Origin of the sequence: Psychrobacillus sp. MER TA 171 (assembly GCF_023713305.1) — a bacterium.
GTDB lineage: Bacteria > Bacillota > Bacilli > Bacillales_A > Planococcaceae > Psychrobacillus.
This window is the reverse complement of sequence record NZ_JAMAWN010000095.1, coordinates 1-346: the sequence shown is the minus strand read 5'-3', so window position 1 is coordinate 346 and position 346 is coordinate 1. Positions and strand designations below refer to the sequence as shown.

Below are 346 nucleotides of genomic sequence, written 5' to 3'. Positions count from 1 at the left end.
TAAAAGTCAGATGCTCTACCAACTGAGCTAATGGCTCGGAAAATGGTGCCGGAGAAAGGACTTGAACCCTCAACCTACTGATTACAAGTCAGTTGCTCTACCAGTTGAGCTACTCCGGCAGGAGTAAAATTATGGTGGAGGATGACGGGCTCGAACCGCCGACCCTCTGCTTGTAAGGCAGATGCTCTCCCAGCTGAGCTAATCCTCCTGGGTAATATTTTTTTATTGCAAGCCCAGCGACGTCCTACTCTTGCAGGGGGAGACCCCCAACTACCATCGGCGCTGAAGAGCTTAACTTCCGTGTTCGGTATGGGAACGGGTGTGACCTCTTCGCCATCATCACTAG

The 346-nt window shown here is 51.4% G+C and carries 2 tRNA genes and 1 rRNA gene; all 3 read right to left on the bottom strand.

The window, feature by feature from the left end:
• Positions 1-43: 43 nt before the first annotated feature.
• Positions 44-119: transfer RNA gene (locus tag M3627_RS20620), tRNA-Thr, on the bottom strand.
• Positions 120-132: 13 nt separating this feature from the next.
• Positions 133-208, bottom strand: a tRNA-Val gene (locus M3627_RS20615).
• Between the two features lie 23 nt (positions 209-231).
• Positions 232-346: ribosomal RNA gene (rrf, locus tag M3627_RS20610) — 5S ribosomal RNA — on the bottom strand.